The organism is Aquimarina callyspongiae, from assembly GCF_034322225.1.
In the GTDB taxonomy this organism is placed as follows: Bacteria; Bacteroidota; Bacteroidia; order Flavobacteriales; family Flavobacteriaceae; genus Aquimarina.
In genome coordinates this window covers 222,140-249,054 of the sequence record NZ_JAXLPA010000001.1, presented here as the reverse complement: position 1 = coordinate 249,054, position 26,915 = coordinate 222,140, and the positions used below count along the sequence as shown (strand labels likewise).

General features: G+C 33.6%; 18 protein-coding genes and 1 other RNA gene. 13 read left to right on the top strand and 6 right to left on the bottom strand.

Annotated elements, in window-relative coordinates:
- The first annotated feature begins 1 nt into the window (after position 1).
- From U0D62_RS01040 to U0D62_RS01020, 5 genes are all read left to right on the top strand, one after another.
- Positions 2-2,623 (top strand): alkaline phosphatase D family protein, encoded by a 2,622-nt coding sequence (locus tag U0D62_RS01040; protein WP_322193326.1) that lies wholly within the window; start codon positions 2-4, stop codon positions 2,621-2,623.
- Positions 2,624-2,707: 84 nt separating this feature from the next.
- Positions 2,708-3,820: a mevalonate kinase family protein gene (locus U0D62_RS01035; RefSeq protein WP_322193325.1), complete on the top strand. Its 1,113-nt coding sequence runs from the start codon at positions 2,708-2,710 to the stop codon at positions 3,818-3,820.
- A gap of 3 nt (positions 3,821-3,823) precedes the next feature.
- Positions 3,824-4,699, top strand: a complete 876-nt coding sequence (locus U0D62_RS01030) for a sugar phosphate nucleotidyltransferase (protein ID WP_322193324.1) — start codon at positions 3,824-3,826, stop codon at positions 4,697-4,699.
- Positions 4,700-4,805: 106 nt separating this feature from the next.
- Entirely contained in the window at positions 4,806-6,737 is a 1,932-nt protein-coding gene (gene nagB / locus U0D62_RS01025) for a glucosamine-6-phosphate deaminase (protein WP_322193323.1), read from the top strand.
- A gap of 150 nt (positions 6,738-6,887) precedes the next feature.
- Entirely contained in the window at positions 6,888-7,307 is a 420-nt protein-coding gene (locus U0D62_RS01020) for a hypothetical protein (protein WP_322193322.1), read from the top strand.
- 163 nt (positions 7,308-7,470) lie between these two features.
- Here U0D62_RS01020 and ssrA read toward each other — a convergent pair.
- Positions 7,471-7,867: a transfer-messenger RNA gene (ssrA, locus tag U0D62_RS01015) on the bottom strand.
- Between the two features lie 151 nt (positions 7,868-8,018).
- Here ssrA and U0D62_RS01010 point away from each other — a divergent pair.
- The 3 genes from U0D62_RS01010 to U0D62_RS01000 all read left to right on the top strand — a co-directional run bounded on the left by U0D62_RS01010 (position 8,019) and on the right by U0D62_RS01000 (position 11,170).
- Positions 8,019-9,224 (top strand): NAD(P)-dependent oxidoreductase, encoded by a 1,206-nt coding sequence (locus U0D62_RS01010; protein ID WP_322194839.1) that lies wholly within the window; start codon positions 8,019-8,021, stop codon positions 9,222-9,224.
- Positions 9,225-9,251: 27 nt separating this feature from the next.
- A complete protein-coding gene (pyrF, locus tag U0D62_RS01005; protein ID WP_322193321.1) occupies positions 9,252-10,076 on the top strand; it encodes an orotidine-5'-phosphate decarboxylase in 825 nt (274 codons plus the stop codon).
- 311 nt (positions 10,077-10,387) lie between these two features.
- Positions 10,388-11,170, top strand: coding sequence for a helical backbone metal receptor (locus U0D62_RS01000; protein ID WP_322193320.1), 783 nt, complete (start codon positions 10,388-10,390; stop codon positions 11,168-11,170).
- On the opposite strand, the gene U0D62_RS00995 is transcribed toward U0D62_RS01000, so the two are convergent.
- The 4 genes from U0D62_RS00995 to U0D62_RS00980 form a co-directional block, all read right to left on the bottom strand.
- Positions 11,167-11,361: a Lacal_2735 family protein gene (locus U0D62_RS00995; protein ID WP_322193319.1), complete on the bottom strand. Its 195-nt coding sequence runs from the start codon at positions 11,359-11,361 to the stop codon at positions 11,167-11,169. The genes U0D62_RS01000 and U0D62_RS00995 overlap by 4 nt on opposite strands.
- Positions 11,362-11,601: 240 nt before the next feature.
- Entirely contained in the window at positions 11,602-12,963 is a 1,362-nt protein-coding gene (locus tag U0D62_RS00990; RefSeq protein WP_322193318.1) for a RagB/SusD family nutrient uptake outer membrane protein, read from the bottom strand.
- Positions 12,964-13,010: 47 nt separating this feature from the next.
- Positions 13,011-16,025 carry a SusC/RagA family TonB-linked outer membrane protein gene (locus U0D62_RS00985; RefSeq protein WP_322193317.1) on the bottom strand — a complete coding sequence of 1,005 codons (3,015 nt, stop codon included), beginning with the start codon at positions 16,023-16,025 and terminating at the stop codon, positions 13,011-13,013.
- 295 nt (positions 16,026-16,320) lie between these two features.
- Positions 16,321-17,034: a DUF4197 domain-containing protein gene (locus tag U0D62_RS00980; RefSeq protein ID WP_322193316.1), complete on the bottom strand. Its 714-nt coding sequence runs from the start codon at positions 17,032-17,034 to the stop codon at positions 16,321-16,323.
- A 71-nt stretch (positions 17,035-17,105) separates the two neighbouring features.
- Here U0D62_RS00980 and U0D62_RS00975 point away from each other — a divergent pair, with 71 nt between their 5' ends.
- A complete protein-coding gene (locus U0D62_RS00975) occupies positions 17,106-18,062 on the top strand; it encodes an MBL fold metallo-hydrolase (RefSeq protein ID WP_322193315.1) in 957 nt (318 codons plus the stop codon).
- Here the strand turns inward: U0D62_RS00975 and purU are convergent.
- A complete protein-coding gene (gene purU / locus U0D62_RS00970) occupies positions 18,057-18,911 on the bottom strand; it encodes a formyltetrahydrofolate deformylase (RefSeq protein WP_322193314.1) in 855 nt (284 codons plus the stop codon). The two genes, U0D62_RS00975 and purU, sit on opposite strands and share 6 nt — an antisense overlap.
- A gap of 283 nt (positions 18,912-19,194) precedes the next feature.
- Here purU and U0D62_RS00965 point away from each other — a divergent pair, with 283 nt between their 5' ends.
- From U0D62_RS00965 to U0D62_RS00950, 4 genes are all read left to right on the top strand, one after another.
- Positions 19,195-22,626: a methylmalonyl-CoA mutase family protein gene (locus tag U0D62_RS00965; RefSeq protein ID WP_322193313.1), complete on the top strand. Its 3,432-nt coding sequence runs from the start codon at positions 19,195-19,197 to the stop codon at positions 22,624-22,626.
- Positions 22,627-22,773: 147 nt separating this feature from the next.
- Positions 22,774-23,892, top strand: coding sequence for a helix-turn-helix domain-containing protein (locus tag U0D62_RS00960; protein WP_322193312.1), 1,119 nt, complete (start codon positions 22,774-22,776; stop codon positions 23,890-23,892).
- A 92-nt stretch (positions 23,893-23,984) separates the two neighbouring features.
- Positions 23,985-25,496 (top strand): alanine/glycine:cation symporter family protein, encoded by a 1,512-nt coding sequence (locus tag U0D62_RS00955; protein ID WP_322193310.1) that lies wholly within the window; start codon positions 23,985-23,987, stop codon positions 25,494-25,496.
- A 52-nt stretch (positions 25,497-25,548) separates the two neighbouring features.
- The gene (locus U0D62_RS00950) at positions 25,549-26,877 is read left to right on the top strand and encodes an amidohydrolase family protein (RefSeq protein WP_322193309.1); all 1,329 of its coding nucleotides are present in this window, start codon (positions 25,549-25,551) and stop codon (positions 26,875-26,877) included.
- The last annotated feature ends 38 nt before the right edge of the window (positions 26,878-26,915 follow it).

Here is a 26,915-nt window from a genome sequence, read left to right as displayed (position 1 = left end):
GATGAAAAGAAATATTCTTTTGAATATCTGCATCAGAATCTTTTTACCAATTACAGTATTGACATTCACAGGGTGTTTACAAAATGGAAAAGAAGAGTATACTTTTAAAAGTGATTTTAATACACCAGAAAAACGTAATTGGATAGGTCCAGAATATTGGTCAAATCCATTGCAGGATTGGCAAATAATAGACGGTAGATTAGAGTGTCTGGCTAGCGGTCCCAATAGAAATGTTCACCTATTAACACAAAAACTAGATACGACCAGAGGTAATTTGAAGATGAAAATTAACCTCAAGCTTTTTAATACAAAAGAATCAAACGCAGATATAAATTGGGTAGGGTTTAATATTGGATCCCAAGGAGAATATAATGATTATCGGGATGATGCCGTTTTTGGAAAAGGATTACCAGTAGGAATTACTACAAACGGAAATTTGTTTATTGGAAAGTTTCCTGAAGAAAATCAAAAAGATGAAGGTATTCAAAAGATGTTACAACAAGGAGTAGATCTCGAATTGAATATATTCCTGATAGAAAGTATATATCAAATAGAAATTGCTGTAGTACATTCTCAAACTAAAGAAGTATTAAAAGCATTATCTCAAAATCAGATAAATAAAGAAAAACTGGTAGGAGATTTAGTTTTAGTGAGTCATTATAATACTAAGAAAAAAGACCCCGATCGTAATCAAAAAAGTGTGTCTTTTAAAAATTGGGAAATATCAGGAAGTAAATTAAAAGAATGTAATACATGTACATTTGGACCTATAGCTTTTAGTCAATATACATTAAGTAGAGGAGTTTTAAAACTTACCGCTCAAATGACGCCTGTTATTATTACTGATCAAAAAGTAAGATTACAGGTCAAAGAGAATGATGCCTGGAAAACTATATCAGAAAGTCCCATAAATAAAGATGCACGTACAGCTACATTTAAAATTGAAAAATGGGATATCAAAAAAGATATTCAGTATAGACTAAGCTATACAATGAATAAAAGTGATGTATCAGAAAAAGAATATTATTGGAGCGGAGTCATAAGAAAAGAACCATTAGATAAAGAAGAGATTGTAATCGCAGGGTTTACAGGTAATGATCATTTAGGATTTCCTAATACAGATATATTCAAACAAATAGATTATCATAACCCAGATGTTTTATTCTTTTCTGGAGATCAGCTCTATGAGTCTAATGGAGGATATGGAGCACAGAGAGCACCTTATGAAAAGGCAACCTTGGATTATTTACGAAAATGGTATTTGTATGGTTGGGCATATAGAGATTTGTTGAAGAACCGACCAACAGTCAGTATTACAGATGATCATGATGTATATCATGGTAATATATGGGGAGAAAGTGGTAAGGCTACTCCAAAAGAATATGGACAAGGTTCCAAAGCTCAAGATGCCGGAGGATATAAAATGCCAGCTCAATGGGTCAAAATGGTAGAAAGAACACAAACAAGTCATCTTCCGGATCCATTTGATAATACACCTGTAGAACAAAGTATTGGTACATATTATACTGATATGGTGTATGGAGGTATCAGCTTCGCAATTCTGGAAGATCGAAAGTTTAAATCTGCTCCAAAAAAACACTTACCCAAAGCAGATATCAAAAATGGTTGGGTGCAAAACAAAGATTTTGATGTTAAAAAACATGGAGATGTTGAAGGAGCAAAACTTCTGGGAGAAAGGCAGTTATTATTTTTAAATGAATGGGCCAAAGATTGGAGCTATCAAGCAGAAATGAAAGTGTTATTATCCCAAACGATTTTTGCAAATGTGGCCACTTTACCTAAAGAAGCTATGTCAGGAGCAGTGATTCCGAGTTTACGAATAATGAACAAAGGAGATTATGCTATAAATGACAGACCAGTAGCCGATTTGGATTCTAATGGATGGCCCCAAACAGGAAGGAATAAAGCAATCAAAGCTATTAGAAAAGGATTTGCATTTCATATAGCAGGAGATCAACATTTAGGTTCTACAATTCAATACGGAGTAGAAGAATGGAATGATAGCGGGTATGCGCTTTGCGTTCCTTCAATAACAAATCATTGGCCCAGAAGATGGTACCCACTGATAGAAGGTGGTAATAGAGATCCTGAAAAACCACGATATACTGGAGAATATGCAGATGGATTTGGAAATAAAATGACAGTACACGCTGTATCTAACCCATTGTATACAGGTAAAAAACCATCAAAACTTTATGATAGAGCTGCTGGATATGGAATAGTCAAATTAAATAAAAAATCAAGATCTATCATAATAGAGTGCTGGCCAAGACATGCAAAGCCTCAGGAAGGAGACAAAATACAATATGATGGATGGCCAATCAAGATTAGTCAAGAAGATAATTACGGCCGCAAACCTCAGGCATTTTTGCCAGAAATAGAAATTAAAGGTTTGAAAAAACCTGTAGTTCAGGTAATTAATGAGGTTTCTAAAGAAATAGAGTATACCATACGTATTGATAAAGGCATTTTTAAACCCAAAATTTTTGATAAAAAAGCTGTTTATAGCGTACGGGTTGGAGAACCAGATACAAATACGTGGCAAACAGTTTCAGGAATAAAACCAGCCGGTGATAAATTGATTTTCAGTTTTGATAATTGATTCATTGTATTTCTGTAAAGAAAAAGAAAGTGCATAATTCATAATTAAATAATAGAAGTCAAGAGTTTAAAAACCAATCATATTTTGAAATCAAGTATTGAAAAAGATACAATAGTATCATTAGCTCCAGGTAGGACTTGCCTCTTTGGAGATCACCAGGATTATTTGGGGTTACCGGTCATTGCCTGTGCAATAAACAGGCATATTAAACTAATAGCGATAGAGAATAACCTTCAAATTTTTAATATTAAAAAACCAGATATTCAGAAAGAAAGAGTAATTGATATCTATGATCAATTGGGTCATATAGAAAATGGAGATCATCTACTCTCAGCACTTAAAGTTTTGAGAAGATATGGTTGTATTCCAAACCAGGGCTATGATATTACGATTTCTGGAGATTTACCTATAAATGCAGGAGTATCCAGCTCGTCTGCAGTGGTTATTGCCTGGGTGCAATTTTTGATAGAAGCTTTTGGGATTAATGGAGAAGTTACACCAGAATACATATCTCGATTGGCACAGGAAGCGGAAGTGTTAGAACATAGAGCACCAGGAGGAAAAATGGATCAATATAGTATAGGATTGGGTAAAGTAATATACCTCGAAACGGGGAATGATTTTTCATACGAACGAATTGATAAGTCATTGAAAAGTTTAATTATAGCAGAATCAGGAATCCCTAAACAGACTACAAAACTTCTTAAGGAAAAGAAAGAAAATGCTTGGTTAGCAATTCATAAAATCAAAGAAAAGAATTCTGATTTTGATATAAAAAAAGCAAAAAAAGAACAATTGAAGGAATATTCAAATCAATTACCTGATAGATTGATTCCTTATTTATTTGCGGCAATTTCTAATCATGATATAACAAAAAAAGCATTAATAGAATTCAAGAAGAAGGCTTTGGACATAGAAAAAATAGGTCGATTAATGAATGAACATCATCAGATATTAAGAGATGTATTGCAAGTATCACTTCCCAAAATAGATAATATGATTAAAGCAGCATTAGATGGAGGTGCTTATGGTGGTAAAATTGTGGGTTCAGGAAAAGGTGGCAGTATTGTAGTACTTGCTCCAGAAGGAAAAGAAGAGGAGGTTATCAATGAAATTATAAAAGCAGGAGCCAAAAACGCTTATCAGGTGACTGTGGATTCTGGAGCAAGAATATTAAAGACTATAAAACAAACGTAAAAAATGCATAACAATCTAATAATTCTGGCAGGAGGAGCATCTTCAAGAATGAAAAAGCCAACTACCACCGATACTCTTAGCAAAGAAGAAATACAACAAGCCAATATTAGGAGCAAAGGGCTTATTGGAGTAGGAGCTAATGGGAGACCACTGATGGACTATTTATTATATAACGCAAAACAAGCAGGATATAAAAATGTATACATAGTGATTAGTGAACAAGGAGGGCTATTTAAAGAGTTTTATGGAAGTAATGATAGCGATAATGACTTTAACGGATTAAATATCTCTTTTGCAATACAATATATTATGCCAGGAAGAGAAAAGCCATCAGGAACTGCTGATGCTTTATTTCAGGCAGTTGAACAATATCCACATCTTAATAAGGAATATTACACAGTATGTAATAGTGATAATTTATACTCTACAGAAGCGCTATACGCGTTAAGAAACACAAATCATCCAAATGCCTTTATTGCCTATGACCGAGATGCGTTTGATTTTCCTTTGGAACGAATTTCTCGTTTTGCCGTAGCTCAGATAGATACACATAATTTTCTGATAGGTATTATAGAAAAACCATCATTAGATGAAGTAGATACCTATAAAGATGTTGAGAGAAAGATAAGAGTGAGTATGAATGCATTTAAGTTTGATGGAGGAATGCTATATCCTTATATAAAGAATTGCCCGTTTCATCCCAAAAGAAATGAAAAAGAATTACCTACAGCACTTTTAAATATGATAAAAAAACATCCTCAAAAGACTATTGGAATACCTCGTTCAGAACACGTTCCGGATTTAACAGCAAAAGAAGATATCTCTGCAGTAAAAGAATATTTAAAAAGACATTATACACAATTAGATTGGGAAGCATAGAAGGATCAATAATTATACAAAAATCAACCCTTTTCAAATCGATAAAAGATAGATGATTATGTAAGATAATGTGGTAATTTATTTTAAAAAATTGAAGGATTTAGTAATGAAAGTAGAAACAATTAATAACAATAAGGAGATAAAATACAAGCTTGCAGGTCAGTTTGAAGAAACGCGATTTGAAAAAATCCACAATGTGGTTTTTAAAGACTCTAATGAGGCTTCTATTATAGTAGCGCAAGAAATTGCAGCTCTGATTAGAGAAAAAGATAGAGAAAAACAGTTTTGTGTATTAGGATTAGCAACAGGTTCATCACCCATTAAAGTATATGAAGAACTGGTTAGGATGCATAAAGAAGAAGGTTTAAGCTTTGCAAATGTAATTACTTTTAACCTGGATGAGTATTACCCTATGGATAAAGAAAACATCCAAAGCTATTACTACTTTATGCACGAACACCTATTTAACCATATTGATATATTACCTGAAAACATCCATATTCCGGATGGTAAAATAGAAGAAGATGAGTTACATCAATATTGTTTGGATTACGAATCAAAGATAGAGAAAGTAGGAGGGTTGGATTTTCAATTATTAGGTATTGGTAGAACAGGGCATATTGGTTTCAACGAACCTGGATCACATTATAATTCCAGAACAAGAATTATAACATTAGATCATATTACAAGAGTTGATGCTGCTTCGTCATTTTTAGGAATAGAGTATGTTCCCAGAAGAGCTATTACGATGGGGATAGCAACCGTGAGTGCTGCAAGAAGGGTTGTATTATTAGGATGGGGAGAACACAAGGCAGAGATTATAAAAAAAACTATAGAAGAAAAATTATCTCCACACGTACCAGCTACCTATTTACAAAATCATCAAAACACAACATTTATATTAGATATTAAAGCAGGGTCAGAATTAACCAGAAATAAAACACCTTGGTTAGTAGGTCCTTGTATTTGGACAAATGAATTGAGAGATAAAGCGATCGTATGGTTGTGTCAGTTAACTCAGAAAACTATTTTAAGCCTGACAGACAAAGATTATAATGACAATGGAATGTCTGGATTATTGGCAGAACAAGGACCAGCCTATGATCTTAATATAAAAATGTTTAATAAACTGCAGCATACCATTACAGGGTGGCCAGGTGGAAAACCCAACGCAGATGATACTCATCGACCAGAACGTGAGGTTCCTGAAAAAAAGAAGGTTATTATTTTTAGTCCTCATCCCGATGATGATGTGATATCGATGGGAGGAACCTTTGATCGTTTAGTAGAACAAGGACATGAAGTGCATGTAGCATATCAAACTTCTGGCAATATAGCAGTATCTGATCAAGAAGCTTTAAAATTTGCAGAAATAGCCAAACGCCTAAATCCAGAATCTGAAGAAACACAAAAAATCATTGATGGGTTATCAAATAAAAAAGAAAGAACTATTGATACTGCAGAAGTAAGACAATTAAAAGGTTGGATAAGAAGAGGAGAATCGTATGCTGCTACACGATATCTTGGATTGCAAGATAATCAAGTACATTTTCTGGATTTACCTTTTTATGAAACTGGCAAAATAAAGAAGAATAAGCTATCAGAGGTAGATATAGATATTATGTGTGAACTGATGGAGAACATAAAACCTCACCAGATATATGCCGCGGGAGATCTTGCAGATCCTCATGGTACCCATAAAGTATGTCTGGATGCAGTTTTTTGTGCATTAGAGCGGTTAAAAAAACAACCGTATATGAAAGATTGCTGGGTATGGTTATATCGAGGAGCTTGGCACGAATGGGATATTCATGAAATAGAGATGGCTGTGCCTATGAGTCCTGATCAGGTATTAAAGAAACGTCAGGCTATTTTTTATCATCAGTCACAAAAAGATGGAGTTATGTTTCAAGGAGATGATTCCAGAGAATTTTGGATGCGTACAGAGGATAGAAATAGAGATACTGCAAAAAAATATGAAGCCTTAGGGCTTGCTAGTTATGCTGCAATGGAAGCTTTTGTAAGGTATTATTTTTAATAGAACCTGTAGTTGATTTAAAACTAAAGAAGAATGTATAGGTGTTGATAATTAGTGGTTTATACTGTGTTATTGAGGGTTTTTACTGATGAGTATCAGCAAACTAACTGTCTAAATTGCATTAAATTATTAACCTAAATATATATTATTATGAGTAATTCGATTACACAAGAAAATGCAATTTCGTTAGAAGAAAAACAAAAACTGTCTGAAGTAGAGGTAACACCAGATCCTACTAGGGATTATATTTCAGAAGCAAAAAATGTATCTAATGCTAGTGTAAAAGAGCGAGCAAATCTTGTTCTTTATCATGCTTTAAGTTCTTCTATTACTAAAAATGAGAAAAGAGTATGCCAAGAGGTGTATAATCACTGTAAAAAAGGAAGTGAAGAATTAAAATTAAAAGGAACATGGACCATTACTCGGGCAATTTATTCAAGAAATGGTTTCCAAATGATTTGTTCAGGAGGGATTTTAGTAAGATCTAATATAAAAACTAGAGGAGGTTTACTAATAACAGCCTCATTCGTAGCTGGTACTCCTCCTGTAGGTGCTCAAGAAACTATCTAAACTTATATTTTAAGATCGAAACAGTTATCAAAGATAATTTGATAACTGTTTTTTTATTTTTAGAAAGAGTTTTATATTGACTTAATATCAAAGTTTATCAAAAAATAAGAATATAAGGCTTTAAAACAAAACCCCTGTGTTTACAGGGGTTTTTTAAGAATTACAGTGGAGTCGGAGGGATTCGAACCCTCGTCCAAACAAGAAATACAACAGCTTTCTACACGTTTAGTTTTTGTTTAATTTTCGTCGATAAGAAAGACCAAAAACCGCCAACCTATCGCTTATTCTCTTAAATTTCGAAACTATATCGAGATTCTATAATTTCTAGGTTTACTTTTACGATACCTCATAATCAATCGCCGCAAACCAAGGCTATTGAGAGGTATCCTGCTTGTTCGCCTTGCGAACCGAGGCATTATCCTACTATAGTTCGGATTATGCAGCTAGGGCGTAGTTATTCTCGCCGTTTAAAAAAGTGAAATATGATATTTACGAGCTGTATCTCAGCGCTCGACGTGCTTACCACTCTATTCATCTCGCTGTCAAAACCAGTCGACCCCGATACTATTTTTGTACTTCAAGACGCAATTTTAAAGTTAATTTGACTTAAAAATGGAGACTTGACATCCAAAATGGTTGGCAAATATAACTATAATTGTCATATCTTTAGCGGCAATTTTAAATCAACAAAATACATACCAAAATCATATGATTAAGTTCGGTGTCATCAGGGAACGTAAAAACCCGCCAGATCGTCGTGTTGTTTTTTCTCCAAGTGGTCTTAAAAAGGCAAAATCTAACTATCCAGAAGCATCTTTTACAGTAGAAAAATCAGATATCAGAATTTTTAAGGATTCTGAGTATCAGGAAGCTGGTGTTGAGGTTTCTGAAGATGTATCCACTTGCGATGTTTTACTAGGTGTAAAAGAAGTACCTATTTCTGCATTGATCCCTAATAAAAAGTACTTTTTCTTTTCTCATACTATTAAAAAACAGCCTTATAACAGAGACCTGTTATTAGCTATTCTTGAAAAGAATATTGAACTTTATGATCATGAAGTGATAGTAGGAAAAAGAGGATTTAGATTAATAGGTTTTGGACGATATGCCGGAATAGTGGGAGCATATAACGGATTTAGGACATTGGGACTTAAAAACGGCATTTTTGAATTACCAAAGGCAGAAACATTGCCTGATCAAAAATCTTTAGAATCAGCGTTATCTAAAGTTACATTACCCAATATTAAAATCGTATTGACAGGAAATGGTAAAGTAGGAGGTGGATCCAGAGAAATTTTGGAAGCAATGAACATCAGACAAGTATCGGTAGAAGAGTATTTGAACGAAACTTTTGATGAACCTGTGTATGTGCAAATTGACGTGTTAGATTATAACAAACGCAAAGACGGTCAAACAATTGATAAGAACGATTTTTATACGAATCCCCAGGAGTATACTGGTGATTTTATGAGATTTGCCAAGGTGAGTGATATGTATATTGCGGGTCACTTTTTTGGAGATGGTGCGCCTTTTATTTATACAAGAGAAGACGTTAAATCAGAAGATTTTAATATTAAGGTGGTAGCAGATATATCATGTGATATCGATGGACCTGTCGCTACTACAATTAGATCTTCTACCATTGCAGATCCAATCTATGGATATGATCCTGTAACAGAATCAGAAATTGATTATCTGGACCCTAAAGCAATTGCAGTAATGGCAGTAGATAATTTGCCTTGTGAATTACCTAGAGATGCAAGTGAAGGTTTTGGAGAAATGTTTTTAGAACACGTGATCCCTTCATTTTTTAATAATGACAAAGATGATATTCTGGAAAAAGCCAGAATGACTCAAAATGGTAAATTAACAGAGAGATTTAGCTATCTACAAGATTATGTTGATGGTAAAGAATAATTTTGAAGATAAAACAAATACTAAAATATGACTACTCAAGAACTTGTAGCGCAGATACACAAAAAGAAATCATTTCTTTGTATAGGATTAGATGTAGATCTTACTAAAATCCCAAAGCATTTGTTAAACGAAGAAGATCCGATTTTTGAGTTTAATAAAGCAATTATTGATGCGACTCATCATCTTACGGTAGCGTATAAACCCAACACTGCCTTTTATGAAGCTTATGGTATCAAAGGATGGAGATCTTTAGAAAAAACAATACAATACCTTAATGCCAATCACCCCGAAATTTTTACCATTGCTGATGCTAAAAGAGGAGATATAGGTAATACCAGTACAATGTACGCCAAAGCTTTTTTTGAAGATCTGGCGTTTGATTCGGTAACCGTTGCTCCTTATATGGGTAAAGATTCTGTAGAACCTTTCTTGGCATTTGATAATAAGCATACAATCCTATTAGCATTGACCTCGAATCAAGGAGCGTTTGATTTTCAGATGCAACCGCTTATGCACAAAACTCCTTTATATCAAGAGGTTTTAGGCGAATCTCTTACATGGAAAAATTCTGAAAATTTAATGTATGTAGTTGGTGCTACCAAAGCAGAGTTTGTTGGAGAGATACGCAAAATCGTTCCAAAGAGTTTTTTATTGGTTCCAGGAGTAGGAGCACAAGGAGGAAACTTACAAGATGTTTGCAAGTATGGATTGAATGACCAGATTGGGTTGTTGATTAATTCTTCGAGAGGAATTATTTATGCATCAGACGGAATGGATTATGCTACGGCAGCAGCAGATAAAGCATCAGAACTTCAAAAAGAAATGAAAATGATATTAGATCAAAGAGCATAAAAAAAGGGAACAAGTTGATTTCTTGTTCCCTTTTTTTTAAGAATAGAATTTAACGTCTATTCGCTTTAAAAACTTGTTTTGCATATCCATAGAGTCCATACGAAATGAAAACTACAAAAAATGCCATGATACCGTAAATAATTACGTTGAGTAGTACTGAATTCATAGCCCCAAAAATTTAAATTAATACTTATTTCCTAATATAAGGAATTTTTGTAGGAATTACAATGTTTAATTGTTTAATTTTTAAGGATTTAAGATTTGTTTAAGGATTGTAAAGGCATTCAATAAATGATGTTTATTAAAAAAGCATGGTATACGAAGATCAATTAAATAGAAGGCTGAAGTTACCAGGAATACCAAAAAGAATAATTTCTTTGGTTCCTTCTCAAACCGAGTTATTAGTAGATCTAGGGTTATCTGATCACATTGTAGGAATTACCAAATTTTGTGTACATCCTGATTCTATTAGACGAGAGAAAAAAAATGTTGGAGGTACCAAAAATGTCCATTATGACAGGATTAGAGAGCTTAGTCCTGAGATAATACTGTGCAATAAAGAAGAGAATACAAAAGAGATTGTAGAAACCTTAGAAAAGGAATATCCTGTACATGTTTCGGATATCTTTACAATAGAAGATTCCCTGGAAATGATTCAGCAATACGGAAAGATATTAGGATGTATTAAAGAATCAGAAATCATAGCTTCACGAATAAAAAGTGAACTAAATTCCTTTCTAGATTTTATTAAAGATAAACCTCAAAAACGAGTAGCTTATTTTATCTGGAGAAAACCATGGATGACAGTAGGTACTAATACCTTTATAGATCACTTATTAAAAATAAATGGTTTTATCAATGTATTTGGAGCTCAAGAACGGTATCCAGAAATATCCGAAGATGAACTTTCAACTATCAAAGATATTGATCTTATACTATTATCTTCAGAACCCTTTCCCTTTGCAGAAAAGCATATCGAAGAAATAAATGATATTAATCCTGATGTAAAAACAATATTGGTTGACGGAGAGTATTTTTCCTGGTATGGCTCACGATTAACCGCGGCATTTAATTATTTTAAAACGCTTCACTAAACAGAAGAGGTTTGAGAAGGTTGATTTTGTAATTTTTGTATTTCGCTTAAAATAAGATCAGCTTCTTCGTGTAATAAATCACTTTTGCCTTTGTCCTTTAATGCAACATCATAGGCAGTTTTCATAAGCTTACAGTAGCGTTCCTGTAATTGCTGTAGTTTTGTTTTGTTTTTTCTTAACCGATTAAACATTTTATCCTTACTTGTATTATAACGGTGTAAAAGTAAAAGTAAAACCTCTAGACATCTCTTAATTTGTAGTTAATCTTAAACTAATAGGATGATAAAAAAAGTGAAGATATTCTTAACGTAGTTTGAAAACCTAAAAAAGATATTGAACCAATCTGACAAGAAGATTCAAAAACACAAAAAAAGGACAGAATTTATATAAACTCTATCCTTTTTAATAGTAAATATAGGTGTTTTTCGAATTTAATACCCGTCGTTTTGTTCTAGGTTAGGGTTTATAACAACTTCTCTGAGAGGTATAGGAAATACTAATCGGTCATCATCAAATTCAATAGATCCAATCGATAACTCTAATCTTTTAAAATCATGAAGTTTGTGACCTTCAAAGGATAATTCTCTTAACCTTTCTAGTACAATGTCTACAAAAGTTAAATTACCTAATACAGCTGCATTAGAACGAGTCCTGACTATATTAATATCGTTAATAGGAGTAGCACCTACAGTTGTTCCTAAAACAAAATTAGATTCTGCTCGTATCAGGTACATTTCTGGTAGTCTAATAAAAGGAATATTTGCGTTGCCCGTGATCCATTTATAAGTTGCCAAGCCAGAACCACTTGCTGGATCTGTATAAAAGAAACCAGCTCTTCTGTCATTAATATCATCAAATATTCCAAAAAAAGCATCTTCAATAGAAATATCAGGGTTCCCAGGTCTACCACCATATCGATCTGTTGCCCAGAAGGTATTCATGCTATTGTTCCCATCAGAATCAGTCACTTGCCAGGCAAAAATATCTTCTGTAGAATTATCACTATTATTATAAGCATTACTAAGGTTTTGAGTAATAGAGTATCTTCCTGATTGTATTACTTCATTAGACAGATCTCGGGCTCTTTCATAATTACCTATTTGCAATTGTACTCGTGCTAATAAAGCTTTGGCCGCATTGGAGGAAGCAAAAATACCATTGTTTTCGGGTAAAAGAAGGATTGCATCTTCTAAGTCGCCTATAATAAAATCGTAAACCTCATTAATGGTATTTCTTGACGGAAAAGTAACATCTTCTAAGGTGGTAACTGACATTTTAATGATTGGAACTCCAGGTTCTTCTCCATGAATGCCATCGTTATTGTGTTTTGAAAAGAAACGTACCAGATCAAAGTAAGTAACTGCTCTTAAAAATTTAGCTTCTCCTTCTATTATGTTTCTAAAGCCTATGTTTTCATAAACCTGTAAATTGTCTAGTACAATATTAGCTTGATTACTGATGTCATATCCGTTTAACCAAAAATTGGCAACAAATGTATTATCCGTATCAATTTGTTTATTATTAAACTCTCCCAAGCTAGAAAATGTACCATTCCATTTTAATTCTTCATTATTTACTAATAACTCAGACATGGTATATATCTGTCCGCCATAACTAGCCGCTTGGCCTGCTTGGGCATAAGTACCAGTAAGAATATTGGTTACTTTTTCTGGAGTATTATATGCATCATCTGTAGTGAATGCTTGATCAGGGTCGATGTCAAGTTTGTTTTCGCAACTGATTGTTAGTATAGAAAGTACTAACAGTATGAATGAGTATATATAAGTTTTCATGTTTTTTACTTAAGATTTTTGATAATTAGGTTTTAAAAATCAAATAATTAAAATTCTATGTTAAGTCCTATGGTGTATGTTTTGGCAGGAGGTGCAGAATAAAAAGAAATCCCTGTTCTTACTCCAGAATTTCCGTTAAAATCTGCAGTAGATTCGGGGTCGTATCCCTCATAATCGGTAATAGTAAATAGGTTGACACCACTAAAGTAAAACCTAACCTTTTCTAGATAGAATTTTTTAGAAAAAGCAGGATCGATAGTATACCCCAAAGTGATATTCCTTAATCGTATAAAATCAGATTCTTCTAGGTAACGAGTAGAATTTGCTTGTCCGTTTTCTTGATTAAGTCTTGCTTGAGGAACATTGGTGATATCTCCAGGATTTTGCCACCGATCTAATTGATTAATAGTTTGGTTGTCTAAAAATTTACCATTTCCAGAAGTGAATTCACCTGCCTGATCAAAAATAGAAGCTCCAAATTCTCCTTGAAAAGTAAATTGAAAATCTAAGTTTTTTATTTTTAAAGTATTGGTAAATCCTATCTGGTAATCAGGAAAAGGATCACCTGTAATGATTTTGGAAGCTTTTACGGTACTGTTAGTAATGGTTCTGTTTAATGATCCATCTGCATTTATTGAATTTGTATAAAATAATGCATCTCCGTTGGTAGGATCAACTCCTGCATATTCATATAGGTAGAAAGAAGAAATTGATTCTCCTTTTCTTATGATATTAACTCCATCTACGATATCTCCGCTTGGTAAATCTGTAACCTCGTTTTTGTTTTGAGTAAATAAAGCAGTTGTATTCCAGGTAAATGATGGTTTAGAGATTATTCGTGCATTTAGGGTAACCTCAAAACCTTTATTAACGATCTCTCCGATATTTTGAACTACAGAGGTAAACCCTGATGTACCAGGTAATGGTTGATTAAATAATAGATCATTAGTCGTTTTTTGATAATAATCGAACTCTCCCGAAATAAAGTTTCCAAAAATACTGAAATCTGCACCTAGATCATATTGTGTGGTTTTTTCCCAACGTAATTCGGCATCACCCAGTTGAATTGGTGATACCCCAAGTCTTTCGTCATAGGTAGTTACACCATAAAGGTCTTTACTTGCAAAATCTCCGATTTCTGCATTTCCGGTAATACCCCAACTACCTCTGATTTTTAGTTTGTTAAGAAAATTAGAGTTGTCAAGGAATCGCTCGTTTGTTACAACCCAAGCTGCTGATGCTGCGGGAAACCATCCAAACTGCGAGTTTTCTCCAAATCGCGAAGAACCATCACGTCTAATACTTAAGTTAAATAAATATTTATCGGCAATGTTAAAGCGTGATCTGGCAAAATAAGATAAGAAGTTATATTTAGTTTTGTTAGAACCTCCATTTGTAATTAATACAGCATTATCCAGAGTTTGTAAATCATCTGAAGGAAAACCTTGACCAATTGTAAATTGACTTTTACGATTGGTTTCTTCAAAACTTCCACCAAGTGTGGCAGAAAAATTTACAGCTTCACCAAAATCTCGTTTATAACTTAAATAATTGGTTAAAATATATCTTTCTGTAATAGCATTGGTAACAGTACCAACTCCTCCTGAAGAAGCAAATTCTGTTAAACTTCCCGAAAATCGTTCTGCATTTTGATTATTAGAATCATACCCTATTTCAGATTTCCATTTTAGATAATCGTTGATGTAAAAATTACCATAAATATTAGCTGTCGTTCTCCAAATATCAGTTACAAATCTTCCGGTTTGTTCTTGACCTAAAAAGTTTTGAAATAAAGTAGAGTTACCATCTACATTTGCAGTTCCGTCTTCTAATAAAGCTGGAGTTAATGGTGATTGACCAATGGATTGTAGAGGTGATATAAAAGCATTATCATTTGATAATCGATCTATAGTTACTTTAGAAATATTAATATTAACACCTACTGTAGATTCTTCTGTGACATCAGCATCAACTTTTGCTCTTAGTGTATATCGATCTAGCTCATTACCTAATATGATGCCTTCAGTTTTATTATACGAAGTAGAGATAAAGTATTTGATATTTTCGCTTCCACCGGTTGCTGATAAATCTATATCCTGAGTTAACCCTTCAACTAATGCAATGTCTTGCCAATCAGTATCTACCTCGTTATTTCTCCAATCTCTACCTAAGGATAATTGATCAAATCGAGTTTCGATTTCGCTTAAAGAAATACCACTATTTAGAGCAGCTTCGGTATAAAACTCTACATATTGTCTTGCATTCAATAATTCTCTTTTATTCGTTGCGGTACTCCATCCTGAGGCTGTGTTTAATTTTACCTGGGTTTTTCCTGCTTTTCCTTTTTTGGTTGTGATAATGATGACACCATTTGTACCTCGTGCTCCATATATTGCTGCTGCAGAAGCATCTTTAAGAAAATCAATGGAGGCAATATCGCTAGGATTTAATCCGATCAAAGGATTTATTGGAGAGTTGTTTATAGATTCGTCATCATTTATTAAAGGAACGCCATCCAAAACATATAAAGGTTCTTGAGAAGCACCAACGGTGGCAATACCTCGAATTCTAACCTTAATTCCAGATTCTACTCTACCCGATAACTGAGTTACTTGCACACCAGTAATTTTACTGGTAATTACTGATTGAACGCTAGGTGTGGTAAAATCTTCTATATCGTTGGCTTTTATAGTAGCGATACTTGTGGTAACTTCTTTTTTAGATGAGCTACCATATCCAATAAGCACTACCTGATCTAAGCTTTCAACGTCATTTTGAAGAGTAATATTGATTACATCAGAGGTTCCAACGATTACTTCTTTAGTTATAAAACCTATATACGAGAAGATTAGGGTGTCTCCAGTATTGGCAAGAACAGAGTATTTACCGTCAAAATCGGTCTGTACTCCATTATCGGTGTTTTTTACCAGAATATTAGTTCCAGGTAACGGAATTCCGGATGGGTCAAAAACCTGGCCTGTAATGTTTTTTTCTTGGGCATTAATAAATCCTACGCACAGTAGAATTGCCGCAACAATGTTGAGTTTGATTAAGTTTTTCACTTGAGGGCTTTTTAATTTTTTATTAATTCGGGCGCAAAACTAGTGCAATCCCATATTAAAAAACACTCTTACAGATATACGAACCTCTTAAAGTAAGGGGTGTAGATTGAAGATTTTTAAAATGTGTCAAGGAGAACGTTGTCGTATTATTAATAAAAAAAAGTCAAGACTATTATATTGCCATAAAAGGTTTTAAATAGATGCCTTTTTGTTAAAAATAAAACAAATCGTCAAAACCGTAGTTTACATCGATAAACTACACAAAATGTGCTATTATTCTTTCTTTTTTTAGTGATTATCTATCCTGAAGTGCAAAAACTTTTCTTAATAAATCTGTAGTTCTAGAGCTTAGTTTTGTTCTTATTTCACCTTCTTCAACAGCGATCATAGTATATACTCCTTTTAATGCCTCTCCAGTAACATAATCAGTTAAATCAGGATTAACATTTTGGGTAAAAGGAATGTTATTGTATTTGGTTATGATATTGTTCCAGATTTGATCTGCTCCTACTTTGGTTAAAGATTTATCGATTACAGGACTGAATTTTCCGTAAAGAGCTGTACTTGTTGTCCTTTGTAAGTATTGTGTAGCAGCATCTTTGTTGCCCAATAAGATTTGTTTTGCATCAGCAAAGGTAATCTGCTTTACAGCATTCACAAAAATGGGAGTTGCTTCTTGAACAGCATCTTCTGCAGCTCGGTTTAAAACTTTTAAGCCTTCATCAGCAAGATTTCCTAATCCGATATCTCTAAGACCTTTATCTACCTTTCTTAGTTCTTCGGGGAGTAAAATTTTTACCAATTCATTTCTATAGAAACCATCTTTTTGGGTAAGTTTAGCAACTTGTTTGTCAATTCCCTTATCCAAAGCTTGTCTTAAACCATTGGCAATATCTGTATTACTAAGTCCAAAGCCTCCTCCTTGTTGAGGTAGATTGTTTACTACTTGTTGTAGCTCAGCACAACTTGATAAAACAAAAACGGCTAATACGATATAGATTTTTTTCATGATTTCTTGCTAGATTTGATGATCTGAGTTATTAAAATTCCTTTTGCTAATAAAACAATAAAAATAAATTGATGAAGTCAAATTTAGTTTTTTTAATAGTATCTATTTTAATTATTTCCTGTAAAAAACCACAAGAATCGTTAAAAGACCAATCTAATCTACCAACTGAAAATAATCAATACATTACTGTATTAGGAATAGCCCAAGATGGAGGATTTCCACATATCAATAATACCGACGAGTTTACAGACGTTAAAAAAAATGTTGTTGATAAAGAGTTGGTAGTAGCTTTAGGAGTAGTGGATCAAAAGGAAAAGAAGAAATTTCTTTTTGAAGCAACACCTGATATGCCTGAGCAGTTAGCGAACCTTGATAGAGAGCATTTACACAGTAATACAATTATTGATGGTATTTTAATAACCCACGCACATATTGGTCATTATACTGGATTGATGCATTTGGGTCGTGAAGCTATGGGAGCAAAAGGAATTCCGGTATATGCTATGCCAAAAATGAAATCTTTTTTAGAAAAAAATGGTCCTTGGTCTCAATTAGTTGCTTTAAACAATATCCAGATTAAACCTTTACAGGATGAGGTAACAATAGCATTAACCAAAACAATAAAAATTACACCGTTTATAGTACCACATAGAGATGAATATTCAGAAACGGTTGGTTATACTATTAAAGGGGTTCAAAAAACAGCTTTGTTTATTCCTGATATTAATAAATGGTCTTTATGGGAAAAAAGTATTGTGGATGAAGTAAAAAAAGTAGACTACGCTTTTGTTGATGCTACTTTCTTTGAAAATGGTGAGATCCCTAGGCCAATGTCAGAAGTTCCGCATCCTTTTATTGAAGAAACCATAAAACTTTTTGAAAATGAATCAGAAGCAATAAAATCCAAAATCATATTCATTCATTTTAATCACTCTAACCCTGCAATGAATAAAAAATACAAAGGAAGAATAGCTTTAGAAAAAGAAGGATACAGGTTCGCAAATACAGGAGATATTTTTCCTTTATGAAAAGATTACAGTTTTATTATTATACACTAATACTTTTCTTTCTATATGGTGCTTAATAGCCCTTGAGAGTACGATTTTTTCAAGATCACGTCCTTTTAGAATAAAATCCTGCACATTATGTATGTGTGATACACGCACAATTTCTTGTTCGATAATAGGTCCTTCATCAAGATCAGAGGTTACATAATGGCTGGTGGCTCCAATAATCTTAACCCCTCTTTTATAAGCAGAATGGTATGGTTTAGCTCCTGGAAAGGCAGGTAGAAATGAGTGATGTATGTTTATGATCTTATTTGGAAATTGATTTACAAAATTGGCAGAGAGAATTTGCATATATCTGGCCAAAACAATAAAATCTACTTTAAGGTCTTTTAATAAAGCTAACTGTTGTGCTTCATCTTGTTCCTTAGTGTTTTTAGTAACAGGAATATGTTTAAAAGGAATATTAAAAGCATCAGCAATAGGCTTAAGATCTATATGGTTGCTAATAATGACTGGAATTTTTACTCGCAATTCACCAGACGCATGCCTTCCTAATATATCATATAAGCAATGATCATATTTGGATACAAACAATGCCATTTTTGGTTTCTTATCTGTATTATACATTTCCCAGTGCATATCATAGTTTCTTGCCACATGAGTATTAAAAGATTCTTTAAACAAGGCTAGTTTTTCATCATCCTGATCAAACTCACATTCGAGGCGCATAAAGAATTCTCCTAATTCACGATCAACATGTTGTTCTATGTATACAGTATTTCCTTTTTTTTCTAGTATAAAATTGGTAACGGTGGCTATGATTCCTTTTTTATCAGGGCAGTTGATTAATAATGTAGTTTTTTTCACTTGGTTTTGATATTAAATTATCCGTTTTCAAACCATAAACTTACTATTATTGAAATTATTATGTTAACTATATGTAATGAAGCTTTGTGTTTTTAATTTATTCAAAATGTAACCACCTTTTTAATGCATAATTTTTAAAAAAAGAACTAGAATTGATACTAAATTTGAATGATAAGCAATGAAACAACAAAAGAGGTTAAAAAAATTATATAATTCTAAAAAAAGAATCGTTTTTGATGCATATTTCGTAAATTAGCGCCACTAAAACCACTTTTTATTATTAATGGAACAAATCGCACCGTATACACCCAAAAATAAAGTAAGAATAGTAACCGCAGCCTCCTTATTTGATGGACATGATGCAGCAATTAATATTATGCGCCGTATTATTCAATCCACCGGAGTAGAAGTTATTCATTTAGGCCATGATCGCAGTGTAGAAGAAGTAGTTAATTGTGCTATACAAGAAGATGCTAATGCTATTGCTATGACGTCTTATCAAGGAGGTCATAACGAATACTTTAAGTATATGTATGATTTGTTGCAAGAAAAAGGCGCTGGTCATATCAAGATTTTTGGTGGTGGCGGTGGAGTAATTCTTCCAGAAGAAATTAAAGAGTTGATGGATTATGGGATAACCCGTATCTATTCTCCTGATGACGGAAGAGAACTTGGTTTACAAGGAATGATCAATGATCTTGTTGAAAGATCAGATTATCCTATAGGAGATAATCTTAATGGAGAAGCAGAGTATTTAGCAGATAAACAAATAGGTGCAATTGCTCGTGTAATTTCTGCAGCAGAGAATTTTCCAGAAATAGCCAAAGATACTTTGGATCAAATCCATGAAAAAAATAAGACTTCCAAAACACCAGTTTTAGGAATTACGGGAACGGGAGGTGCAGGAAAATCATCATTAGTTGATGAGTTGGTTCGCAGATTTTTAATAGATTTTCCTGAAAAAACGATTGGATTAATCTCTGTGGATCCATCAAAAAGAAAAACAGGTGGTGCTTTGCTAGGTGATCGTATTAGGATGAATGCGATAAATTCTCCTAGAGTATATATGAGATCTCTTGCTACACGACAATCTAATCTGGCATTATCAAAATATGTGTCAGAAGCTATAGAAGTTCTAAAAGCTGCAGAATATGATCTTATCATATTAGAAACATCAGGTATCGGACAATCAGATACAGAAATTCTTGAGCATAGTGATACTTCTTTATATGTAATGACTCCAGAGTTTGGTGCAGCTACTCAATTAGAAAAGATTGATATGCTAGACTTTGCTGATTTGGTAGCCATTAACAAATTTGATAAAAGAGGTTCGTTAGATGCATTACGCGATGTAAAAAAACAATATATGCGTAATCATCAATTGTGGGATGTGCCACAAGAGAATCTACCTGTTTATGGTACAATTGCCTCGCAGTTTAATGATCCAGGAATGAATACTCTCTATAAAGCCATTATGGATAAAATTGTAGAGAGAACCGGATCAGAACTCAATTCAGACTTTCATATTTCTAAAGAAATGTCTGAAAAGATATTTGTTATTCCGCCAAGTAGAACAAGATATCTATCAGAAATATCTGAGAACAATAGAGCTTATGATAAATCAGCAAACGCCCAGGTAGAAGTTGCTCAAAAGCTATACGGAATCTACAAAACTATTTGCAGTGTTATAGATATTGACTTTATTGCATTGTCTAAAAATGGTATAGATGAAGAAAGTCTTAGAAAAGCAGATTCTAAAGACGAAGATTTCTTAAAATTATTATTAGCAGAATTTGATCGTGTAAAACTTAATCTTGATCCTTATAATTGGGAGATTATTACTAATTGGGGAGTTAAAGTTAAAAAATACAAGGATCCAATATATAGTTTTAAAGTTAGAGATAAAGAAATTAAAATAGAAACGCATACTAAGTCTTTATCACATACACAAATTCCTAAAGTTGCATTACCAAAATACCAGGCTTGGGGAGACATTCTAAGATGGTGTTTACAAGAAAATGTACCAGGAGAATTTCCTTATGCGTCAGGTCTATATCCTTTTAAACGTACGGGAGAAGATCCTACTCGTATGTTTGCAGGAGAAGGAGGACCCGAGAGAACAAATCGCCGTTTTCATTATGTAAGTTTAGGAATGCCGGCAAAACGACTTTCTACAGCCTTTGATTCTGTAACTCTTTATGGTAACGACCCAGATCATCGTCCTGATATTTATGGTAAAATAGGAAATGCTGGAGTATCTATTTGTTGTTTAGACGATGCTAAAAAATTATATTCTGGTTTTGATCTTACTCATGCAATGACATCAGTGAGTATGACTATTAATGGCCCAGCTCCAATGTTATTAGGTTTCTTTATGAACGCTGCTATTGATCAGAATTGTGAGAAATATATCAAAGAAAATGGTCTGGAAGCAGAAGTTGAAACAAAAATCAAAGCTATATATAAAACTAAAGGAGTAGAAAGACCACAATATCAAGGTGAATTACCTGAGGGTAATGACGGATTAGGGTTGTTTTTACTTGGAGTTACAGGAGATCAAGTGCTACCATCTGATGTTTATGAAAAGATTAAGATAGAAACACTAAACACTGTTAGAGGTACAGTACAAGCAGATATACTTAAAGAAGATCAGGCACAAAATACGTGTATTTTTTCAACAGAATTTGCTTTGCGCTTAATGGGGGATGTACAAGAATATTTTATTGATAAACAAGTACGTAATTTTTATTCAGTATCTATTTCAGGTTATCACATTGCAGAAGCAGGAGCAAATCCTATTACACAATTAGCATTAACATTGGCTAATGGCTTTACATATGTAGAGTATTACTTAAGTCGTGGAATGGATATTAATAAGTTTGGGCCAAATTTATCATTCTTCTTCTCTAATGGTATTGACCCAGAGTATGCTGTTATTGGTAGAGTAGCACGTAAAATTTGGGCAAAAGCCTTAAAACATAAATATGGAGCCAATCCAAGAGCTCAAATGTTAAAATATCATATCCAGACATCAGGACGTTCTTTACATGCTCAAGAGATTGATTTTAACGATATCCGTACTACTTTACAAGCGTTATATGCGATATATGATAACTGTAACTCATTGCATACTAATGCATATGATGAAGCAATTACAACACCTACAGAAGAATCTGTACGTAGAGCAATGGCCATACAGTTGATTATTAATAAAGAATTAGGATTAGCAAAAAATGAGAATCCTATCCAAGGATCGTTTATTATTGAAGAATTGACAGACCTTGTAGAAGAAGCAGTACTGGCAGAGTTTGATAGTATCACAGAAAGAGGAGGTGTACTTGGAGCTATGGAAACCATGTATCAGCGCAGTAAGATCCAAGAAGAAAGTCTATATTATGAAACCTTGAAGCATACAGGTGAGTTCCCGATTATTGGAGTAAATACTTTCTTGAGTTCTAAAGGATCGCCAACAGTAACACCAGGAGAAGTAATTAGAGCAACTGAAGAAGAAAAACAGTATCAGATTACTATGCTTAATGAATTGCATAAAGGTAATACTGATGAAACAGGAGAACTCCTTAAAGACCTACAGGATAAGGCCGTAAATAACCAGAATATCTTTGAAGCCTTAATGGAAGTTTGTAAAAAATGTTCTTTAGGTCAGATTACTTCTGCATTATTTGAAGTAGGCGGACAGTATCGAAGAAATATGTAATTCAAACACTATGATGTTTGAATAAATAAATGAGTAACATATTAGTTTATCTTCAATAGATATTATGTGAAAACCTAAATCCCACTTCAAAGTGGGATTTTTCATTTCTATCAGTTTCTTTATCTTTAGACATAAAAGTAAAAATAAGTGTTCCTTACTATAGAATATACCGTAACGGCCATTGTCTGCCTTATTTCTTCAATTGTGATCCAACGTATCTTTAGTAAAGAGAAACGCCGCGGAGCTGACCAAAAAGCAATCGAAGGAATTAAATGGTTTGGTCTGGCAATATTTGTATGGGGTTTAGGAGCTTTGATCAATCTGATTTTTGTTGTTGGATTACACTGGATTTCAACAAATAAAATATTGATTTATTTAGGAGTACTTATTTCATTAGCAAATTCTTTGTGCATTATATTATCACTTCCTTCTATAGAACATCAACAAAAGCCAGGAATCGTAGTACGAATGGTAGAGCGATTTAATGTTCGCGAATTTATAAGTTTGTATTGTGGAGTTTTGGGGATGATCGCTTTTGTCTTTATAGCATCATCTTGGGGTAATCTTGAGATAAGTAATAATTTTATCTGGTTGATCGACATACCTATTTCTATGGTAGTAGCGATTTCTTTATTATTTGAATTAAATAAAGCATTTGTGAGTAGGCAAATGAAGTTTATGTATCTACCTACATTTGTGTTGTTTATACTAATAGTCATTGCCGTTTCTCATCGTATTATACCTCAGGATAGAGCATTGCAATTTATTGATCAGGAGTTTTGGGGAGTGCTTGGTAGTATTACCGCAATATCATTCAAGTTTCTTTTTATTTTGTTGTTTTCAATTTTATTATATAGTTGGAAATTCCTCTCAGAAAATGAGCAGCAACAAAATTTAGTACAGAAATTAGAAGTTCAAAAATCCAAGTTACAAAAAGAAAACAAACAATTGCAACTGGCAAATGAAAGTCATATTCATACAATCGGAGTTTTGAAAAATAACCTGGAAACCTTACAAGCTACTTCCAGAATTGAGTTTTCAGAACGACAAAAAGAAGTTTTAGGCTACCTTGCTCATTATGGAGATCATAAATCCTATACAGAGATTGCTCAAGAAATGCATATAAGTACTGATGGATTTCAAACCCATGTGCATCAAATAAAAAAGATGCTTAATATCAGTGGATCCAGTGGTAAAGAACAATTAATAGCTTTTGCAAAGGCTAATAGTTTTTTAAAATATACCTCACTCAAAGACAATACGTAACCTATGGTTAACCATTGTAGGGACAAAATTTGAACAATGCTTAACCTTTTGACATACTAGATTTTAAAGCAATTTGCTGGAAAATTAGATGTATGTTATTTCCTTTTATTATTTCAGATCAAAATCTTGATGACCGTATTAATGATGCCTTTGGTAATGCAACCGATTGGTTTGTTGATGCCATATTAGCCGAAATACCAATTACAGAATCAGTCGGAGTACCTTGGGTATTGGTAGTTCTGTTATTAGGAGCGGGATACTTTACTATTTATTTCAAATTTGTAAACATTCGAAGTTTTTTTACTGCGATAAATGTGGTTCGAGGTAAATATGATGCTCTGGAAAAGTCTGAAGAAGCATCTAACTCCATAAATAAAAATGATGTCAAGATAAATGGAGAGGTAAGTCATTTTCAGGCATTAACAACTGCAGTTTCGGCAACCGTTGGACTTGGTAATATTGCAGGTGTTGCGATTGCATTATCAATAGGTGGCGCTGGAGCAACATTTTGGATGATTCTTATAGGAGTATTAGGAATGTCATCAAAATTTGTAGAATGTACTTTAGGTGTTAAATATAGAGAAGTAGATAGTACAGGAAAAGTTTTTGGTGGCCCAATGTATTACCTGAGTAAAGGATTAGGTGAAAAAGGATATGCTAAGTTAGGTAAGATTTTGGCAATATTTTTTGCCATAATGTGTATAGGAGGATCTTTTGGCGGTGGAAATATGTTTCAGATAAATCAGGCTTTTAAATTATTTAATCATGTTATTGTTTCTGAAAATTCAATAATCTATGGACAAGGATGGGTTTTTGGATTAATAATGGCCATCTTGGTAGGTGTTGTTATTATTGGAGGAATTAAAAAAATAGCAAGTGTTACCGATAAGATTGTTCCTTTTATGGTGTTGGTTTATTTAATATCGGTGATAATAGTTTTAGCGATATATAATTCAGCAATTCCTATGGCGTTTCAAGCAATATGGGAAGGAGCTTTTCATTCTGAAGGAGTAATAGGAGGTTTTGTTGGAGTTTTAATACAAGGGTTTAGACGAGGAGCTTTTAGCAACGAAGCGGGAATAGGAAGTTCTTCTATTGCGCATAGTGCTGTGAAAACCAATTTTCCTGCGAGTGAAGGATTAGTTGCATTATTAGAACCTTTTATTGATACGGTAGTGGTATGTACTATGACTGCTTTGGTTTTAATTATTACTGGGCAAATAAATACAGGAATCGAAGTTAGTTATGAAGAAGGAGTTCTTCTTACTGCATCAGCATTAGAGAGTGGTGTTTCCTGGTTTCCTTACCTTCTTACAATTGCTGTATTACTTTTTGCTTTCTCTTCAATGATATCCTGGTCATATTATGGGTATCAGGCCTGGAGTTACCTTTTTGGAAGAGATAAACGAACAGAATACATATATAAGTTTCTTTTCTGCTGTTTTACAGTTATAGGAGCAGCGGCCACGCTAACGGCGGTTACTGATTTTAGTGATGCCATGATTTTTGCTATGATGGTACCTAATATGATAGGATTGTTTCTATTGTGTTCTAAAGTGAAAGAAGAGTTAAAACGTTATAAAAAGAGAATATCTGAAATATGATTTACGCCTTAGTTTTTTGAATTTCTTTATCTTTAGAAAAACACAACTCATCATGCGTAAATTACTTCTAGGACTATTCATTACTACATTTTCATTTGCACAACAAAACTCAACAAAGGCCTTGGTTGGGGGAACATTAATAGATGGATATGGATCAACTCCAATCCAAAATAGTGTTATTATTATTGAAGGAGAAAAAATCAAAGCTGTCGGTACAATAGAGACCATAAAAATTCCAGAAAATGCAGAGGTTATATCTACAGAAGGAATGTCTGTACTTCCTGGTCTTTGGGATATGCATGTACATACTATGATCAATGGGCATGCAGATTACTCATATTGGGATAAAACGTATCCTCCTTTATTAGAAAATGTGATTATGCCTTCTTCTGCAGAGCAATTACTAATGGCAGGAGTGACCAGTGCAAGAGACTTGGGAGCCCCTTTAAAAGAAAGTATCTCTGTTAGAGATCGAATCAATAAAGGTGAAATCCCTGGAGCTACCTTATATGTGTCTGGACCATTTATCCAAAAGAAACCATATCCTGGTACAGAAGCGTTTCGATGGGGAATCAATGGAGCAGAAGATGCTAAAAAGAAAATTAAGAAATTGGCTGATGCCGGTGTAGATTGTATAAAATTGATTGATCAGGATCAGATGACCAAGCCAGAATTACAGGCTGTGGTAGATACAGCACATAAATATAATCTTAAAGTGGTAGCGCACGGGCATCGACCACAAGAAATCAGAATGGGACTTTGGGCAAATGTGGATTGTTTTGAGCATACAGGCTTGTCATCTGCTCCAAGATATCCTGATGATGTTATGGAAGCTATTAAAGAACGAACCGCTCAGATGAATTTGGGACCATTATTCTGGTGTCCAACTGTCGAAGGATTGTATAATTATGAATATGTAAGAGATAACGGAGAGCATCTCGATAATGATTCCTGGCATAGAGGATTGCATGATACTATTGTTACAGATATTAGAAACAGCTTTAAGCATAAGGATCGTTTACCCTATTTTCAATTAACACCAGTACGTAAACCAACATTGGAAACCAAAATAAAACAATTGATGGATGCCGGAGTCGTGTTGATGATAGGTACAGATAGTGGTATCCCTATGAAATTTCATAGTCAGTCTACCTGGAACGAATTAGATGTATGGGTCAATGAATTTGGGATCGATCCTATGTATGCAATACGAGCAGCAACATATTGGCCATCACTATGGATGGGAGTTGCAGATGAAGTAGGTACAGTTACTGAAGGAAAATACGCTGATATAATAGCTGTAAAAGGAGATGTGTTACGGCATATTAATATTCTTCAGGATGTAGATATCGTAATCAAGCATGGAAAACAGTATAAATAATTCAAGAATTATTATTTTGAAGTTTGGCAGTATTTTTG

Coding starts and splice junctions, on each gene's coding strand:
- U0D62_RS01040 (WP_322193326.1), top strand. CDS start 2: ATGAAAAGAAATATTCTTTTGAATATCTGCATCAGAATCTTTTTACCA.
- U0D62_RS01030 (WP_322193324.1), top strand. CDS start 3,824: ATGCATAACAATCTAATAATTCTGGCAGGAGGAGCATCTTCAAGAATG.
- nagB (WP_322193323.1), top strand. CDS start 4,806: ATGAAAGTAGAAACAATTAATAACAATAAGGAGATAAAATACAAGCTT.
- U0D62_RS01020 (WP_322193322.1), top strand. CDS start 6,888: ATGAGTAATTCGATTACACAAGAAAATGCAATTTCGTTAGAAGAAAAA.
- pyrF (WP_322193321.1), top strand. CDS start 9,252: ATGACTACTCAAGAACTTGTAGCGCAGATACACAAAAAGAAATCATTT.
- U0D62_RS01000 (WP_322193320.1), top strand. CDS start 10,388: ATGGTATACGAAGATCAATTAAATAGAAGGCTGAAGTTACCAGGAATA.
- U0D62_RS00995 (WP_322193319.1), bottom strand. CDS start 11,361: ATGTTTAATCGGTTAAGAAAAAACAAAACAAAACTACAGCAATTACAG.
- U0D62_RS00990 (WP_322193318.1), bottom strand. CDS start 12,963: ATGAAAACTTATATATACTCATTCATACTGTTAGTACTTTCTATACTA.
- U0D62_RS00980 (WP_322193316.1), bottom strand. CDS start 17,034: ATGAAAAAAATCTATATCGTATTAGCCGTTTTTGTTTTATCAAGTTGT.
- U0D62_RS00975 (WP_322193315.1), top strand. CDS start 17,106: ATGAAGTCAAATTTAGTTTTTTTAATAGTATCTATTTTAATTATTTCC.
- U0D62_RS00965 (WP_322193313.1), top strand. CDS start 19,195: ATGGAACAAATCGCACCGTATACACCCAAAAATAAAGTAAGAATAGTA.
- U0D62_RS00955 (WP_322193310.1), top strand. CDS start 23,985: ATGTTATTTCCTTTTATTATTTCAGATCAAAATCTTGATGACCGTATT.
- U0D62_RS00950 (WP_322193309.1), top strand. CDS start 25,549: ATGCGTAAATTACTTCTAGGACTATTCATTACTACATTTTCATTTGCA.